Annotated in this window: 16 protein-coding genes, 2 pseudogenes and 1 riboswitch; of the genes and pseudogenes, 6 read left to right on the top strand and 12 right to left on the bottom strand. The window is 43.2% G+C overall.

Going from position 1 to position 16,187, the window contains the following annotated elements:
* Positions 1-356 precede the first annotated feature (356 nt).
* Together KJS58_RS13295 and KJS58_RS13300 are read right to left on the bottom strand one after the other, a co-directional pair.
* The gene (locus KJS58_RS13295) at positions 357-587 is read right to left on the bottom strand and encodes a hypothetical protein (RefSeq protein ID WP_213532970.1); all 231 of its coding nucleotides are present in this window, start codon (positions 585-587) and stop codon (positions 357-359) included.
* Between the two features lie 179 nt (positions 588-766).
* Positions 767-910 carry a YjcZ family sporulation protein gene (locus tag KJS58_RS13300; protein WP_213532971.1) on the bottom strand — a complete coding sequence of 48 codons (144 nt, stop codon included), beginning with the start codon at positions 908-910 and terminating at the stop codon, positions 767-769.
* Positions 911-1,172: 262 nt separating this feature from the next.
* On the opposite strand from KJS58_RS13300, the gene KJS58_RS13305 reads away from it, so the two are divergent.
* On the top strand, positions 1,173-1,385 hold the full coding sequence (locus tag KJS58_RS13305; RefSeq protein ID WP_213532972.1) for a hypothetical protein: 213 nt from the start codon (positions 1,173-1,175) through the stop codon (positions 1,383-1,385).
* Between the two features lie 166 nt (positions 1,386-1,551).
* Positions 1,552-1,752: a hypothetical protein gene (locus KJS58_RS13310; RefSeq protein WP_213532973.1), complete on the top strand. Its 201-nt coding sequence runs from the start codon at positions 1,552-1,554 to the stop codon at positions 1,750-1,752.
* A gap of 143 nt (positions 1,753-1,895) precedes the next feature.
* Here the strand turns inward: KJS58_RS13310 and KJS58_RS13315 are convergent, their stop codons facing one another.
* The 4 genes and pseudogenes from KJS58_RS13315 to KJS58_RS13330 all read right to left on the bottom strand — a co-directional run bounded on the left by KJS58_RS13315 (position 1,896) and on the right by KJS58_RS13330 (position 3,547).
* The gene (locus KJS58_RS13315) at positions 1,896-2,210 is read right to left on the bottom strand and encodes a DMT family transporter (protein ID WP_213532974.1); all 315 of its coding nucleotides are present in this window, start codon (positions 2,208-2,210) and stop codon (positions 1,896-1,898) included.
* 1 nt (position 2,211) lies between these two features.
* Entirely contained in the window at positions 2,212-2,550 is a 339-nt protein-coding gene (locus KJS58_RS13320) for a DMT family transporter (protein WP_213532975.1), read from the bottom strand.
* A gap of 106 nt (positions 2,551-2,656) precedes the next feature.
* Positions 2,657-2,770: riboswitch (guanidine-I (ykkC/yxkD leader) on the bottom strand.
* A gap of 138 nt (positions 2,771-2,908) precedes the next feature.
* Positions 2,909-3,016, bottom strand: a pseudogene (locus tag KJS58_RS25475) (YjcZ family sporulation protein); the annotation flags it as partial.
* A 228-nt stretch (positions 3,017-3,244) separates the two neighbouring features.
* Positions 3,245-3,547, bottom strand: coding sequence for an MTH1187 family thiamine-binding protein (locus KJS58_RS13330; protein WP_213532977.1), 303 nt, complete (start codon positions 3,545-3,547; stop codon positions 3,245-3,247).
* Positions 3,548-4,237: 690 nt separating this feature from the next.
* On the opposite strand from KJS58_RS13330, the gene KJS58_RS13335 reads away from it, so the two are divergent.
* Both KJS58_RS13335 and KJS58_RS13340 read left to right on the top strand, forming a co-directional pair.
* Entirely contained in the window at positions 4,238-6,574 is a 2,337-nt protein-coding gene (locus KJS58_RS13335) for a ribonucleoside-diphosphate reductase subunit alpha (RefSeq protein ID WP_213532978.1), read from the top strand.
* An 18-nt stretch (positions 6,575-6,592) separates the two neighbouring features.
* Positions 6,593-7,624, top strand: a complete 1,032-nt coding sequence (locus tag KJS58_RS13340; protein WP_213533207.1) for a ribonucleotide-diphosphate reductase subunit beta — start codon at positions 6,593-6,595, stop codon at positions 7,622-7,624.
* A 105-nt stretch (positions 7,625-7,729) separates the two neighbouring features.
* Here the strand turns inward: KJS58_RS13340 and fosB are convergent, their stop codons facing one another.
* The 6 genes and pseudogenes from fosB to KJS58_RS13370 all read right to left on the bottom strand — a co-directional run bounded on the left by fosB (position 7,730) and on the right by KJS58_RS13370 (position 13,522).
* Positions 7,730-8,149: a metallothiol transferase FosB gene (gene fosB / locus KJS58_RS13345; protein WP_213532979.1), complete on the bottom strand. Its 420-nt coding sequence runs from the start codon at positions 8,147-8,149 to the stop codon at positions 7,730-7,732.
* Between the two features lie 141 nt (positions 8,150-8,290).
* On the bottom strand, positions 8,291-8,848 hold the full coding sequence (gene ssuE, locus KJS58_RS13350) for an NADPH-dependent FMN reductase (RefSeq protein WP_213532980.1): 558 nt from the start codon (positions 8,846-8,848) through the stop codon (positions 8,291-8,293).
* Between the two features lie 166 nt (positions 8,849-9,014).
* Positions 9,015-10,682, bottom strand: coding sequence for an NAD(P)H-hydrate dehydratase (locus KJS58_RS13355; RefSeq protein ID WP_213532981.1), 1,668 nt, complete (start codon positions 10,680-10,682; stop codon positions 9,015-9,017).
* A gap of 86 nt (positions 10,683-10,768) precedes the next feature.
* Entirely contained in the window at positions 10,769-11,401 is a 633-nt protein-coding gene (locus KJS58_RS13360; RefSeq protein ID WP_213532982.1) for an NAD(P)-dependent oxidoreductase, read from the bottom strand.
* Positions 11,402-11,607: 206 nt separating this feature from the next.
* Positions 11,608-12,833 (bottom strand): annotated as a pseudogene (locus tag KJS58_RS13365) (threonine synthase).
* A 281-nt stretch (positions 12,834-13,114) separates the two neighbouring features.
* Positions 13,115-13,522: a GNAT family N-acetyltransferase gene (locus tag KJS58_RS13370; RefSeq protein WP_213532983.1), complete on the bottom strand. Its 408-nt coding sequence runs from the start codon at positions 13,520-13,522 to the stop codon at positions 13,115-13,117.
* Positions 13,523-13,774: 252 nt separating this feature from the next.
* Between KJS58_RS13370 and KJS58_RS13375 the strand changes: the two genes are divergently transcribed.
* Positions 13,775-14,686 carry a hypothetical protein gene (locus tag KJS58_RS13375; protein ID WP_213532984.1) on the top strand — a complete coding sequence of 304 codons (912 nt, stop codon included), beginning with the start codon at positions 13,775-13,777 and terminating at the stop codon, positions 14,684-14,686.
* A gap of 187 nt (positions 14,687-14,873) precedes the next feature.
* Positions 14,874-16,043 (top strand): family 8 glycosyl hydrolase, encoded by a 1,170-nt coding sequence (locus KJS58_RS13380; RefSeq protein WP_374705813.1) that lies wholly within the window; start codon positions 14,874-14,876, stop codon positions 16,041-16,043.
* The last annotated feature ends 144 nt before the right edge of the window (positions 16,044-16,187 follow it).

A 16,187-nucleotide genomic window follows, 5' to 3' on the forward strand; every position in this document is an offset into this window, starting at 1 on the left:
ATTCATATTCCTCAAAGTAGAATAATTCCTTCATTTAACCTCATGAAGTAAGAATCGCGTTATAACCCAAACAAAGATTTTAGATTTTATTTTCATTCAAACTGGCGCGGTCTTCGGAGCCGCAAGGACAAAAGAGAGGTAGGGCTTTTGTTGTGTGAAAGTCAGTTATTCTCGGCAAGTGTGAACGACATCGTTCACCAGAGGAATCGTTAGCTATTTGTAGCTACTGCATTTAGCAACCACAGGTTAAATCAATTAAATAATCGCAAGCTGTTCGCGATCGACACGACGCGGGCGACCTTGCACATAGCAGCCCCCGGACCCTAGGTACGGGGGCTATCCAATTTTAGCGCCTCTTAGAGAAAAATCTTGCAGATCATAACAAGTAAGACGAATAATACGAGCAGGATTCCCGCTAAATCGTCAGGAGGCTCATGAACAGCTGAAGAGCTACCGTGCGGCATAGCATAGGATTTCACAGGTTCTTCCCAGTTACCTCCGTAAGTTTGATACATCCGTTCATAACCGGATACAGGGTAACCTGATATATAATTGGAATTCATCTGATAACTATATTGTTCATTCATTAAATATTCCTCCCTTATATCGCCTATTAGGCTTCTCCCTATACATATGTAAAAAGGATTTCCGGCGTCCGGGCTCCTGCCTTGAACTTCAATATTTTGTTTGGGACCGTATACAAGACGCAAATAAAGAAGCTGCCCTGATATCAGGGCAACTTCTTTTTACTGAAAACAAGAGAATATTAGTAACAAGTAAATGCTTTAGAGATGATAACCAAGAGAATGAAGAGTACAAGAATTGCTCCTATCGATGTCCAGCCTCCGTGGCCGTATCCGCCAACATTTCCACAACCATTGTTGCCACCACAGTATTCGTATCCACTCATTTTAACTCCTCCTTTCCGCTTCCTACACCATAACTTATGTCATTTAAGCTGGTTTGGACCGGGCACTTATCCAACTTTCTTTTATTTGGGCTCTCTGCCTATAGTTCAGTCCCTGTCCTCCACAACCCACAATCTGACTACAAATAAGCAGGCACCCTTTTTTGTTTTAAGGCTTAGGGAGTTACCCTTTTTACGAACTCATGCCATTTCATAACATAAGATATAGAAGAAAGAATACCTGAGATGCGGGAAGGTGAACGAAGTGAAGGCCACTGTCAAAAACAAAAACAAAAACGCCAGCAGAAAAAATAACAACAATGTGGATTCCAACCTTGTTACCTTGGACCAGCTTACCCTCATTGCCGCAATTCTTGGGCTTATTGTCTCTGGAATAGGTTTATACGTAGCCTGGAAACAGTTTAATAATAACGATCCCAATTATAATGAGAGCGAAGATATCAATCTATTAAGGTAAGAACGTTTTATTATTATTTAAATTTTCCATTTACTTCACAAAAATAAAGATGTTACATTATATATTGTAAATATTATCCACTGGCTGATTTATGTTCCATTATTATCATATACGACCAGATGGTTGAGATATATTGCAGTCTGTATCTTTGAGATGGAGGGATCACATGCTGTTACACTCGTTGCGATACGCTGAGAAGAAAGGTTATACGGTGTGTCTCGTACTGCAGAACGGGAACACCTATGTAGGCGAGATAGATATCAACAATGATACTAAGAATCTTGTGATTACATGCGATCAGGGGAAGATTCCCGTGCTGCTTGATCATATTAAACACGCTTCTACCATTGTATCGGCACACTTCTAACTTGAAAGAAAACTAACAAAGCAGTATAAAGAATATTACATAGATGACATGATTCCCTTTATTGTCAGAATCAGCTACTCATTGTGAATAGCTTAATTCTGGCAATATTTTTTATTTAACGAACGAATTAGGACATTTATTATTTACGAAACAAACTTCAGACCAACCGCAGAAATTAAGACCATCGCAATAAACAAGATGCGCTTCGCATCCCTTGCTTCCCCATAGAATATCATTCCAAGAAGTGCTCCGCCTGAAGCACCAATTCCAGTCCATACCGCATAGGCAGTACCCATAGGCAGCGTCTTCATCGCAAGAGCAAGGAAGATAAAGCTTAACGCAAAACTTCCAACCAGCAGCGATATTACACGAGCATTGCGCTTCTGGTTCATCTGATTAATCATACCGACACCCATCATCTCAAACAGTCCGGCCAGGATTAGATATACCCAGTCCATATTAAGATACCTCCTCTTTTGCAGGGTCTTTAGTGACAAGCTTTAAGCCAGCGACACCTGTAAGCAGTGTGATCACGAATAGAATTTTCCCGGCATTCAGATTCACACCGAAAATCAAGACGTCAACGAGCATGGTCCCTACCGTACCTAGCCCAACAAAAATTGCATAAGCTGTCCCCACAGGCAGAGCTTTGGTTGCAGAGATAAGCAAATAGAAACTTAGAAAGATAGCTATGGCTGTTGCGCCCCACTCCCACCAAAGCTCTGCATGTTTCAGACCTGAAGCCCATCCAATTTCAAAGATTACAGCGGTTAGCACCTTTAGCCAGTTTGAGTTCATTTTTTTCATCCTTTCTGTTGAGGGGTTATTCCTAACAAAAAAATATCCGGAGGATTCATACAAATATGGAAACAAAAAAGCCCGGGAGACTCGTCATAATGACAAGATCTCCCGGGCTTTTGTCCCTCCGTGATAACACGAATCCAGTAGATTCGTGCGTTTTCCCTCGGACCAGACCAGATCATCTTACCTCATCTGCGGAACCCTAGAAAACGTTTCTCTTATTGAATTGCTTATAATCTAGCACAGAATTAAATCTGAATCAAGGCTGTCTATATTGGAAAGTCCTTTATTCAGCGTAAAAAAACCCATTTTTGCTAATTAGCAAAAACGGGCTCCGGGAAAACTTAATCAAATATTAGTAAGAAAGAAACGCTTTAGAGATGATTACCAAAAGGATGAACAATACGAGGATCCCAGCTGTGGATGTAAAACCTCCACCATATCCACCGCAACTTCCACCGCCATAGTTTCCGCCGCCGTAATTGCCACCACCGTAGTTACCACCGCTATAGTTTCCTCCACCATAACTTCCGTATCCAACTTCACTCATTTGTAATTCCTCCTTTTTCTTTGGTACAGTGTATCTTATGCGGTTTTCGTTAAGATGACTGGGTTCAAAGGAGAATGAGTAAGAATTGGGCTCATGAAGCTACGTTTAGATCGTGGACTTATAAGGAACTACGGTTCTCCTTTATTGGAGCTTCTCTCTGACCGACTGCAGTTTTTGCTTGCTGGATGAGGCCCGGTCTCTTCGGTCGTCAATTTTGACAGAGGTGGAGACACGCTGAGCTCCACTTGCAAAAGGAGTCTCATGCAGCACTGCAATCGCAGCGAGTACATCTGAAATATCTCCTTCTATAATCGTGCTCATTGACGTTAGTTCGTACGTAATGCCAGGCTGCTCAGCAAGCACTCGTTGCAGTTCAGCTACATAACTGCTAAGACTGGTACTTCCTGTTCCGATCGGAATAATAGTAACTTCTGCTATTGCCATATGACAAACCTCCTTTTAGATTATCCCCTTATAAACGATAAGCATATTGTATCATGGCGAAACCACGTATAAAAATTTTTTTTAGAGTTTGGACACAAATCCTCCATCCCTTTTCCTTTGCGGTATCTCGGCTTTTTTGCTATAATCGCAATTGCATTTCAAAGTTACTAGACTGTTTACAAACACAATATATTGGGGTACTGTTAATATACATATCCAAATGTAGTGTGACAGCTAAATTCGGCGAAAAGAACACTATTATTTTTGTCAAGTTATTTTTGATAGAAAAATCCCCGCTCTATTACAAACTATTGGAAATGCCCAAAAAGAAAAATGTGATTGACAAAGTTTATTTTTATTGTTTTTCTTACACAACATCAGTGCTCCTCTTTACCGATTCATCGTGAGATGATTGGTGGATAGCGGCGGGGAAATAAAGGTTTATTGGCATTTGTCTGACCTTGGGGTTGGGAAATGCTTTTTGTTTGATTTTAAAAAATAGGCTAATATGTTGCCTAGTTTTTTAAATCTTGTGAAAAAAGCAAGGCTGTAAAAACTTGCTTTTTTAAGCTTGTGAAAAAGGTTGACAGCATGTAAAGTCCACCCGCAAATGTAATGGGACTTAACACTTTTATATCTGAATCATTATTGATTCATCTATTATTTTGAAGAAGAAAGCGAGGGCTCTCCATGCCACAAGTGGTTACCAAACCAAACAACCGTCAGCTCGAATTTGACGAGAATCGTATTTCTATTTACGCAGATCGTATCCTGGCAGATCTTCCTATGCTCGACAAAGAAAAACTCGTACGCGGTGTAAACGCAAAACTCCGCCGGGAGGAAGTTTCCGGTGAAGAAATTAGTAGTGCCTTCTCCATGTCTGCCCTTGAACTTGTAACCAAAGAAGAACCTAACTGGAAGTTCGCTGCAGCCCGTTCGCTGCTCACTTCTTTATATAAAAAAGCGGCAAATAATCGCAGATACAAAGCTTACACAGACAAGCCTTATGGTGCTTTCCAACCCCTGATCACCAGTATGGTCAAAAAAGGCATCTACCGCGAAGAACTGCTCGAATGCTATACCAAAGAACAAATTGAAGATCTTGGACGTACGATTGAACCGAGAAATGACCTGTTGTTTGATTACATCGGACTGCTTACGCTGACAGAGCGTTACCTCGCACATGATTTTGATGGAAAAGTGATGGAACTTCCGCAAGAGCGTTATATGGTTATCGCCATGTATCTGATGCACAAAGAACCGGAAGAAAGACGAGTTGAGCTTGTTAAAGAAGCTTACTGGGCAATGAGTAACCTGTACATGACAGCAGCAACACCAACCTTGTCTAATGCAGGTAAAAAAGTCGCAGGACAGCTCTCCAGCTGCTTCATCGACACCGTTGACGACTCACTTGAAGGGATCTTCGACTCCAATACAGACGTAGCACGCCTAAGTAAAATGGGCGGCGGTATCGGTGTATACCTGGGTAAAGTTCGCTCTAGAGGTTCTGATATCCGCGGACACAAAAATACGAGTTCAGGTGTCATTCCTTGGATTCGCCAGCTGAACAATACAGCCGTAAGCGTTGACCAGCTGGGTACACGTAAAGGGGCTATTGCTGTCTATCTTGATGTATTCCATAAAGATATATTAGCGTTCCTTGATCTGAAACTGAATAACGGGGACGAGCGGATGCGTGCACATGATATTTTCCACGGCATCACAATTCCCGACTTATTCATGGAACGTGTGGAACAGCGCGGAGAATGGAACTTGTTCGACCCTCATGAAGTGAAAAAAGTGATGGGCTGGAAAGATGAGAATGGCCATGCTCTTGGACTCGAAGACTACTATGATGAAGAATTCGGCAAAGGTTCGTTCCGCGATAAATATGAAGAAGCATCGAATCACCCAGAATTGTCCCGGATTACACTTCCTGCGATCGACATTATGAAACGTGTGATGAAGTCTCAGCTTGAGACAGGTACACCGTACATGTTCTATCGCGATACCGTAAACCGTGCTAACCCGAACCGTCACAAAGGGATGGTCTACTCATCCAACCTGTGTACGGAAATTATGCAGAACCAATCGGCAACAGTGATTGAACAAGAAGAACTGGTAACAAAAGACGGCGAAACACGTATTGTTATCACCAAAAAACCAGGTGACTTCGTTGTATGTAATCTGAACTCCATTCATCTTGCTCGCGCTGTACCTAATAATGTGCTGGATCGTTTGATTCCAATCCAAATGCGTATGCTCGATAATGTAATTGACATCAATAACATTGAAGTGCTGCAAGCACAATATACAAACAGTCAGTATCGTGCGATCGGTCTTGGTACATTCGGACTTCATCATCTGCTTGCTCTCGAAGGCATTCGCTGGGAATCGGAAGAAGCAGTCACATACAATGATAATCTATACGAAAAAATTAGCTATCTTGCTATCAAATCCAGTATGGAAATTGCCAAAGAAAAAGGAAAATATCCGAAATTCGAAGGCTCTGATTGGGAAAATGGCAACTACTTCACACAACGCAGCTATACGGACGGATCTCGTGAAGGTAAATTTGTAACGACAGCACAGTGGAATGAGCTTGCTGCTGAAGTTAAAGAACATGGTGTGCGGAATGCTTGGATGATGGCGATTGCTCCAAATGCATCGACTTCCATCATTGCTGGTTCTACCGCTAGTATCGATCCACTGTACGAACTTCTCTCTTATGAAGAGAAAACAACATACAAAATCGCGAACCCAGCACCAGATCTTTCCGAAAAAACGATCTGGTATTACAAAACGGCATTTAACTTGGATCAACATGCTTCCATTAATATGGCTTCTGCACGTCAGCGCCACATTGACCAAGCACAAAGCTTTAACCTGTATGTTCGCCCTGATATCCGGGCAAAAGAATTCCTGGAACTTCACCTTCATGCATGGAAAGCGGGTATCAAATCCACTTACTATGTACGAAGCCGTGCACTCACCATTGAGAACGAATGTGAATCTTGCGAATCTTAAGGAGGAAGTATCATGACCATGAAAGTCCAAAATATTTTTAATACAGAAGCACCAAATAAATCAACACGTATCATTAACGGGGAAAGTTCCGGGATCCTGAACTGGAATGACATTCGGATGCCGCATATGTATAAATTGTACAAAGTACTCTTATTGAACTACTGGATCGCAGATGAGATTCCTATGTCCAAAGATGCGCAGCAATTTCCACAGCTTGATCCAGAAGAACAACGTACGTTCAAAATCAACATCGGCCTGCTTGCTGTACTCGATTCCATGCAAACGATGTTTGTGGGTGACGTAAGAGAATATTTGACGGATTCCTCTCTTGAAGCGATCTCTGCAATTATTGCTCAGCAAGAAGTCGTCCACAATCAGTCCTATTCATATGTTCTTTCTTCCCTGGTTTCTTGGGATGAACAGAAAGAGATTTTTGAATACTGGAAAAATGACCCTGTGCTCTTAGAGCGTAACCGATTTATCTCAGATATCTATCAGAACTTCCGTGATGAACCAACGCCTCAATCGTTCTACGAAGCGCTTGTAGCGGATCTGATTCTAGAAGGAATCTTCTTCTACAGTACGTTTGCCTTCTTCTATAATCTTGCAAGAGATCAGAAGATGATGGGTACTTGTCAGATGATCTCTTATATTCAGCGGGATGAGAACCAGCATTGCTACTTCTTCGCCGAAGTGTTCAAACAGCTGCTTGCTGATTATCCGGAACTCGATACCAAAGAAAATCGCGACTACCTCTATCGCACGATCAATCGTGCAGTTGAACTAGAAACGAACTGGGCGCACTATACACTCAGCAAAGTTCGCGGTATCGACCTGAAAGAACTGGAAGATTACATTAAATACACGGCAAACAAACGTCTGCGTCTCATGGGACTTGAGAAATTATATGATGGCGTAGATGTAAACAGTATGCCTTGGATCAAGCCGTTCTCTGATGAAGCGCTAAATGCAACAAAAACAGACTTCTTTGAAGCGAAATCCCGTAACTACGGTAAAGTCGGAGACGACAACGGATTTGACGATCTATAAGATAGCTGCTTCCTGAAGTGAAAAAAGAACCCTATATGGACACTTAGTATAGTGCCTTTATAGGGTTCTTTTCGTTTCATTTACTTCTATAAAAAGCAGCCGTTCTTAGCGGTGAAACGTCATATATTTTTTATCTTCTTTATAATAATTCAAGCGATCTTGCAGCGTACCTGTATGAAATTCAAACATATGTCCATCTGGATCTAGAAAATAAATGGACTCTTTATCCTTGGCATCCCGTTCACGGCCCGGCAAGATTTTAGCATTCGCTTCGCTAAGCTTCTGACGCAGTGGCAGCAGGTCTTCTTCATCGACCGTAAATGCAATATGTGTGTACGTCGGGGCAGTAAAGTTACGAGGGACGTCTTCCTGATTCAATGCGATCCATATACCATGTAGATCAAAGTAGGCCAATCTTCGGCCTTCAAGTACAATCTCAGCATCAAAAACGTGTTTGTAAAATGCAATTGATTTGGCAAGATCGGATACAGAAAAACAGAAATGGTTAATTCCTTGAATACTCAATCGTCATTTCTCCCTCCATCACAAATTACAAGCCTATTATACCATATATAACCAGCCCTTTATGTAGTGTAATGGCTGCAAATCCTTATTATAAAAAAGAGCCTTACCGCTGATCCGGTTAGCTCTTTCCTATAATTCCTATTAACCTTTTACACTTTTTTGAGTTTCACGAAGCTGAATCTCTTCCTTAAATTCTTGAATTCCCGATTGGAGCCTTGCTAACAGCTCAGGGGCAATATCGAGACCGCCCTGATCATTACGAGCGACCTGAGCATCCACCGTATAAATCCCAGCAAGAATATGCCGTGCGCCAAGTACAGATAGAACAGGTTTCAAAGCATAATCGATGGTCAGCAAGTGGGCCAGGCTTCCGCCGATGAACAGAGGAAGAATGGTTTTTCCGGCAAGACCACGTTCAGGGACCAGATCAAGAAAGGTTTTCAAGACACCGGTGTAAGATGCCTTGTACACCGGACTTGCTACAATCACCGCATCCGCTTCAGCAACGATCCCATTGGCTTTTACAATATGTTCGCTCTCAAACTTAGTTAAAATCAGATCTTCCGCAGGGAGCTCTGCCACGTTGATACGATCTACTTCAAAGCCAGCTTCTCTAAGTTCGCGCTCTGCATATTCAATGACCGCATTCAATCTTGAAGTCAGGGAAGGACTCCCATTAATCACTGCAATTTTAGCCATGCTTCATTCACCTCAAGGTTATCTATTTTTATTGTTACTGTGCTGTATCCTGATAAATCCTACTATTTACGTTGGTATTAGAAAATAATACCAATGATATCCCCATACTGTCAACCTAAGAACTAGAATGGTTTCACTGTAGGAATCACTTCTCTTTCGTTCTTACTTACAAATATTCGATCAGGTCTCCCGCCATCACTCCTGCTGGATGAGAACGCATCATTGCAGCGGTCTCTCCGGCTTTGCCATGCAGGTATACCCCAAATGCAGCTGCTTGTTCAGCGCTGTAACCTTGAGCAAGCAGGCCGGCAATGATCCCCGTCAGCGCATCTCCTGTACCGCCTGTTCCCATTCCGGCATGACCGGTCATGTTAATATACGCATTTCCTTCGGGCGTAGCAATCACAGTCCGGGAACCTTTTAGAACAAGCGTCACTCCCGTTTTCGCTGAATAGGACAAAGCATGATCTATTCGGTTCTGCTGAATCTCTTTGGTAGACACACCGGCAAGACGCGCCATTTCTCCTGGATGCGGGGTTAAGATAACGGGTGCTTTTCTAGATGCTATATGTTTAAAAAAGTCGGAACCTGCCTCTGCCAACATATTCAGCCCATCTGCATCAATAACCATAGGTAGGTCTGCCTCTTTATATATTTGACTCAGCCAAGCGGTATCCTCTTCAAAACGTCCCAGTCCAGGGCCAATTGCGATGACATCCCTACTCTCTGCGAGCTTGATGATATTCTGTGCCGATGCCCTATTCCATGTTCCATGCAGACCTTCTGCGGCTGCGGCAAGCATGAGCTCAGGCACCGCGCCAATGACATGCGGGAGCAGCTCGGAAGGCAGCGCCCATGTAGCAAGCCCAGAGCCGGATCGCAGTGCCGCCCGGCAACTGAGCAGTCCCGCCCCGCTCATCCCTAGCGTGCCTGCCACAAGCAGTACATGACCATATGTTCCTTTATGACCATCTTCCGCTCGTCTTTGCGTAAGGTCCACTTTCAGCTTCTCTGACAATACATCTTCTGTAAGTAAATAGACGGTTTCTCGATATCTTCCTTCTGCAAGCTGAGGCGGAATTCCGACCGAACGCACCTTAATCTGCCCAGCGGCTTCTGCACCTGGAAACTGCGTAAGTCCCCGCTTTAGTAGTGCGAAGCATACCGTCATTTCTGCCCGGATATGCGGCTCACAGAGAACTCCCGTATCCACATGTAGTCCACTTGGAATATCTGCCGAAATAATGGGCAGCCCACTGTCATTTGCTGCCTGTATTAATGAAGCATACGCATTTCGCGGAGCCCCTTTACTTCCTGTACCGAGCAAAGCATCAATAACCCCTGTTCCTCCAGTGAATGTCAGATCTCCCTGTTCTGTAAATAGGATAGATGGAATCCCCATCGCTTCAGCTGTGTGATACTCAAGCAGAGCATCTTCACTTAGTCCCTTCGGACACTCGGCAAATACAAGGGTAATTCCCATCCCAGCTTCCCATAGGTGGCGAGCAGCTACGAGCCCATCCCCGCCGTTATTTCCTTTTCCAATTAGGATATACCAGTGTTCTGCGCACGCTTTCTCCCCTCGAATGGAAGCATCGTTACTGATCTGTCCACGTGTTCCCTTCCATCGATCAAAAGCTGCTCTTGCCTCATTAGATATAAGTGGGTTCCCATTAGCTACCTGCTCTTTTGACTGCCGGTTCTGACAGAAATGGAGCACTTCTTCTGCAAGTGCCTTACCTGCGTTCTCCATCAGACAAACGGAGGGAACACCCCAAGATCCTATAACATGCTCGTCTAGTTCTCTCATTTGATCTGCTGTAACTACATACACACTGCTTCTCCTCCTGTCAAAATGGTATGAAAAAAAGCGAAGCACTTGTCTTCGCTTTTTTTCTGTCTTTCATCTACTAGAGACCATTAATAAGCAACCGTAAATCTTGAACCACTGAAATAAGGGTCGTCTACTTCATCAAGAAGGGCTACCGCATAATCTTCTACCGAGATCCGGCTTTGCCCGTCTTCATCCACTACTAATCGGTCCGTACCAATTCGGAAGTTACCTGTACGGATCCCTGGCTCAATAGTAGAGGCAGGACTCAGGTAAGTCCAGTCAAGGTCCGATTCTTGATAGATTTGATAAGCATCTTGATGCGCCATCGCAAGAGGCTTCACTTCTTCCGGGAATCCCGCTGTTTCCATAAGTGGAATTCCTTCATCCGTCATCAAGCTTCCTGCTCCGCCAACCACGATCAGTCGCTCTACTCCGCCTTTGCGTAATCCTTCTACAAGAGCACGAGCCACTTCCACCAGTTCCTCTTCTGCTCCAAACTTAGGGCCGTAAGCGCTAATCACCACTTCGTGACCTTTTACCAATTCAGCAATGGAATCAGGTTTGAGCAAATCACCTTCTACAATCGTAAGCAGATCATGTTTTTCATTAAGTTTAAATCGATTGCGAACAACCGCCGTAACCTCATGTTTTCGTCTCAAAGCTTCTTGCATGATCGCTTGTCCAATGGTGCCTGATGCACCAAATATAATTAACTTCATTATTCATTCCTCATTTCTTAGTAAGTTCCCTGTACAGATCTTTCTCACTATGTATTAATCCATTTATCCAATAGTTAAAACGGTATGTCTCATTATAAAGAAGATTCATCAAAAATCAAAAGTTCACTATTTTCTCATTAAAAAAGAACCATCTTTATTCTTTATAAGAATAGAAAGATAGTTCCTCACCTAATCTATGGTTTCTATTATCCTTTGATAATAGATGGAGCCTGCTCCTTAAAAGCATAGGATGTCAAGGCCTCCTCTGGATTAAGCAGCATGTCTTCGTTACTTGATATTCTTGGGTACTTAAGTCCTGATCCGGTATTCAGCACCACCACTTTTTCTTCCTCTTCAATCCAGCCATTGGACCGAAGAACTCGTGCAGCAGCAAATGCGGCAGCTCCTTCAGGGCATAAAAAGCTTCCTTCCATTCTAGTAACCTGATCCTGCTCTGCTGATATCTCCTCATCCGTTACTGAGATGGCAGCCCCGCCTGTTTGATAGATCGCATCCAGCACAAGGAAGTCTCCTATTGTCTTAGGAACATGAATGCCACGAGCCTCCGTACTAGACTGCTCCCAAAACATAGATTCTGTCTGCTGATTTTCCCACGCTTTCACAATGGGTGCGCAACCTTCTGACTGAACAGCTACGAGCCTTGGAAGCGGACCTGATATCCAGCCAATCTCTTGTAGTTCTTGCAGTGCTTTATGAATACCAATGAGTCCTGCCCCAGTACCCGTAGGATAAAGGATTACATCTGGGACCTCGAAATTCATTTGTTCAATAATTTCAAAACCCATCGTCTTTTTACCTTCAATCCGATAAGGTTCCTTTAGTGCTGAAGTATCATATATTCCCTCACGCTTCACTTTCTCTGCTACAATTCGTCCTGCATCACTTATGAGACCCTTTACCAGCAGAAGTTCGGCTCCTGCCGCGATACACTCATCCCGAGTAATGGGCGGTGCTTGAACCGACATTACTACCGAAGAGCTTAGTCCTCCCCGGGCAGCATATAATGACCAAGCTGCTCCAGCATTTCCGTTAGAAGGTATTACAAACCGCTCTATGCCTAGTTCCTTTGCCTTCGAAATCCCTACAGCGGCTCCTCTAGCCTTATATGACCCGCTTGGCATAAGACTTTCGTCCTTCATATAAAGTTTTGGAATCGACATATCCATACCGAGACTCGGCAAACAATATGCTGCGGCTGCTGTACGGGCAGCAGTTCGTGATATCTCCATAGATTCATTTCTCTGTCTTTTAACGAGGCAGGATCCCAATCCTTACTCAGGTTTTCTAAATCATAGCGAGCTAGCAGCGGAGAACCGCAGGAACATAGCTGCTGTACCTCAGTTGAATAGTAGATACGTTCGCATTTCGGACATTCCAGATGACTTAAGTAGCTGTAATTATCCCTTACCATGAACATAGCCTCCTCATATTTTCCGACCAAAATATGCTGGCAACATCCCCTTTTTTGATAATGAAAAGGCCCTCCTTGCTGTTTCTGAACATCTCCGTCAGAATTCAAAGGGGCCCCGTTTTTCTCTTTATGTTAATATCTCTGTATATTCATCATATAGCTTATGTTTATTTCAATGATCCGCTTTTTTGATCGGACTTTGTTACCTTTGTTACCTCTTCATCTTTTCACAGTTATGTAAATTTGTCAATTAATCCACTTTTTTATTTACACAAAGATTCTTACAGCTGCCTCTGTTTGAACCACATACCGAGTGAGTCTGGGGCAGCATGTAGAAAACCATACTGTTCATATAATCGATCTGCCAGCTTATCTGCTATTAGAGATACAATCCCCTCAGCAGGAACTTGTTCATCGATATAGTGTTTAATTTCTTTCATTATCGTTTTTCCGTATCCTTTGCCCTGCTCCTCTGGATGAACAGCAATATCGCATACTAAAAACTGTAATCCGCCATCCCCGACGACTCTGCCCATTCCAATTAATTGGCCGCCTTCCATTAGACTGACCGCAAATAAAGTAGAAGGCAGCCCTTTTTTCGCACCTTCCCTACTCATGCTACTTAGCCCAGCAGCACGGCGCAAATTCAGATAGGACTCTATCGATGGAATTTCATGGGTTACCAACATTCGTATCCACCTCTTTTCTGAGAGTTTATGTGATCTACTTCCATTCGTTCGTTTCTATTAAATAGAAAGAATAAGGACTATTCATTTCTGATATTGTAATTGATTTTTAGGTTAAATGAAAACGTGCGTTCCTTTTTGGGCAATGGAAAACAATGCTTATCCAGTTCTATGGGATATGACTTGAAAACCTAGTTTTCATATGCAATAGTGAAAGAAGTAAAGAATTGTACGGAAGGAGGAAGAAGCCTGAACATGCTAGCAGGTATGACTATAGTTCCGTTATCAGTACCTACAATTGCTCTCATTGCCTTTTTTATTGTTCTGCTGTTGTGGTTATACATATATCATGCTTCAACGCTGAAACAGAACAAATATAGGCGAGTGGATGAGCTGCAAGACACACTCTATGCCTATTCTCGTTTGGCCGGCCAAATCACACTTGGTTTACAGCGCGAAGGCCTGCCGGGAGAACCTTTTCATGGTGCCCTTATCCTTGCTCTTCAGGAAAGTAAATCAGCGCCTTGTTTAAACCCTCATGTGCAAGAACAGATTCAAGCTTGCCTTAATGATAGAGATGAATCCAGACTGGAACTGTTGCAGCGTGGACTGGACCGTGAAATGACGAAGCTCGCCGCAGAGCGAAATCAGCTTTTGTCTATACTGCATTCGCCTAGCTGGGGACAAGCCCTGTGGCAGATTGTACAACCTTTATTCGCCCCTCTTGCGGCAACGGGAATCGCGTTTTTAGTCTACCAGTTTATTGTGGCAATCGATTCAGCTAGCACGCCATCGGTATACGATTGGATTGTCATCTCAGCTAGATTCGTTTCCGGGCTCATCACTACAGCGTATATCTACATTCTCGCTTTGTCCAAACCTCGAACAGATGCAGGTTTTACGAATATTATGTTATCGATTCTTATCATTCTCGCCGCATTGTTCCACTTGATCGGACTTTCTGCAGCTCCCTATGTGCTTGGGGTTCAGCTTCTTTTATTCCTGCTTGGATTTAGACTCAGTAAGCCCCCTTCACGTAAGGAACGGCCCTATGTAGGTCATCCCGATTTGATGACGAATCGCCCCGTGATCCATCATGCAGAGGTCCTAGCAATAGAAGAAGCAAAAAAAGATCAAGACTTGGTAAAAGATAAGGATAGGGATTAGAATAGTATAGATAAGACCTTGATAGCAAACGAAGTTATATTTAAAAGAATCCTTCCCCTGTGTGGAACTAGGGAAGGATTCTTTTTTATCTTTATTTTCCCATTTATCCCAAATAAATTAAGTTGTGAGTTATGATGGTTGAGTACAATATCATAATCTTGTAGGAGGCCTGGTAAGATTGTCAACAATCCATAGGCAAGGTGCTTTTTTCACGGGTCAATATCGTAATTTGCTGCAAACGTACAATTATGCTCTTCCTGAGATTGAAGATCGGATCCAAACTTGCTGGAGGCAGTTGTTCGGGGATTCACCAGATACTCGGATCTATTATGAAGCTGAAGAGGATATGGGTTACTTACTGGATACGGGTAATTTAGATGTCCGGACAGAAGGAATGTCATACGGCATGATGATGGCTGTTCAGATGGATCGGCAGGATATATTTGATAGATTATGGCGCTATACCATGAAATATATGTTTATTACAGAAGGGCCCAATGCCGGATACTTCGCGTGGTCCTGTCTGCCGGATGGATCGCGGAATTCGAATGGTCCTGCTCCAGATGGGGAAGAGTTCTTCGCACTTGCTCTTTTCTTCGCTTCACATCGCTGGGGAGATAAGGATGAAGCCCCTTTTAATTATGGACAGCAAGCACGAGATCTACTTCATACCTGCATTCATAAAGGTGAAAAAGACGGTTACGGTTCTCCCATGTGGAATCCTGATAACAAATTAATTAAGTTTGTACCGAACTGTGAATTTACAGATCCGTCGTACCATCTTCCTCATTTCTATGAGCTTTTTGCGGAGTGGGCCAATCCGGAAGATCGCTTATTTTGGAAAGAAGCAGCTGTGGCCAGCCGGAAGTATCTACCTACTGCTTGTCATCGAGAAACCGGGCTTGCTCCTGAATACTCCTATTACGATGGAACGCCAAACAACGAGCGTGGCTATGGACACTTTTTTAGTGATTCATACCGTGTCGCAGCAAATCTTGGAGTACATGCGGAATGGTTTGGAAGCGACCCTGAATTAAGCAGGATTGCAGAGCGAATAGTAACTTTTTTCTCAGACAAAAATCCGGAAGATTATCGGCGTTATACAGTGGCAGGGGATCCGTTTGAAGAGAAGTCGCTTCATCCTGTAGGCTTAATCGCTACAAATGCAGTGGCAGCGTTAGCCGTTCCTAACCATGAACATGCAAGAGCCGCTGTTGATCTATTCTGGCAAACTCCGATTCGTACGGGAGATAGACGTTACTACGACAACTGCTTATATCTATTCGCTCTGCTTGCTCTTAGCGGGCGTTACCGGATTTGGCTGCCGAAGAATGAGTTGCAGTATGCGGCATATTAGGCGAAGAGCGTAGGTAATTAATTTACATGAATTTACATGAATTCACCATTAATTTAATGGTTAACCCCCATTCATAGGTTTTAAGAATCAAGGTTATTGCTATAGAGTGATGAATAGCCGCCTTTACTCTTTCCTCTATGACTC

Source organism: Paenibacillus sp. J45TS6 (genome assembly GCF_018403285.1).
Lineage (GTDB): Bacteria > Bacillota > Bacilli > Paenibacillales > Paenibacillaceae > Paenibacillus.